The sequence below is a fragment of the Bartonella sp. MU70NMGDW genome (assembly GCF_042194085.1).
In the GTDB taxonomy this organism is placed as follows: domain Bacteria; phylum Pseudomonadota; class Alphaproteobacteria; order Rhizobiales; family Rhizobiaceae; genus Bartonella; species Bartonella grahamii.
In genome coordinates this window covers 1-925 of the sequence record NZ_JBHIMK010000464.1, presented here as the reverse complement: position 1 = coordinate 925, position 925 = coordinate 1, and the positions used below count along the sequence as shown (strand labels likewise).

1 pseudogene is annotated in these 925 nt (G+C 37.2%); it reads left to right on the top strand.

The annotated features are described in order from the left end of the window. Positions 1–925: pseudogene (locus ACFIKE_RS11635) on the top strand (hypothetical protein); the annotation flags it as partial.

Sequence of the window (925 nt, the reverse complement as noted above, 5' to 3'; positions counted from 1 at the left end):
ATTAAAGAAGCAAATAGCTTTGCAGTTCTTTATGATAAAAATGCAGATGGTACCATTAATTATAATAGTGTGACTTTGGGGGGTAATAAGACTACAGCACAAGTTGCTCTCCATAATGTACAAGCTGGTACAATTGCAGAAGGGTCGAATGATGCAATCAATGGTAGCCAGATTAATAAAATATCCGGAGATATTGCAAACTATTTTGGTGGTGATGCGTCATTCAAGAATGGTACCTTTAAAGGACCACAGTATAATTTATCTACTGTTTCTGCGGATGGTTCTGTAGAACAGAAAATCTTCGATAATGTTGGTGAGGCTTTGACAGGACTTGATGCAAATGTAAAGAATGTGAATAGTCGCTTAACATATGTAGTCAATGACTTTACTCAGAAAATTGATGGTGTTTCTAAAGATTCCCTCTTGTGGAGCGAAAATGAACAAGCATTTGTTGCTCTTCATGAAGCAAATGGAGAGAAGACAGACAGCAAAATCACATTTTTGAAGAATGGAGACATTTCTGCTAATTCAACGGATGCTGTAAATGGTTCTCAGCTCTTTGCTACTGATCAGAATGTTACCACTGTTACGAATAATCTGACAACAATTGCTAAAAATATATCAAGTTATTTTGGTGGTGGTGCAGATGTGTCTAACGGTAAGGCTCCCACCTACACTATTCAGGGCAAACCACATAATGATTTTGAATCTGCTTTTAGTACTGTTGATAATTCTATCACGAATATCCAAAATCAGATTACGAATGCGACGAAAAATAGCCTTGTGAAGCAAGAAGAAAATGAAGGTACTATCACTGTTGGTAAGGCAACAGGTGGAACTAAAATAAATGTTGCGAACAAATCAGGTGGTGCTCGTACAATTTCCGGTGTGAAGGCAGCGGTTAATAATGATGAAGCTGTTAATA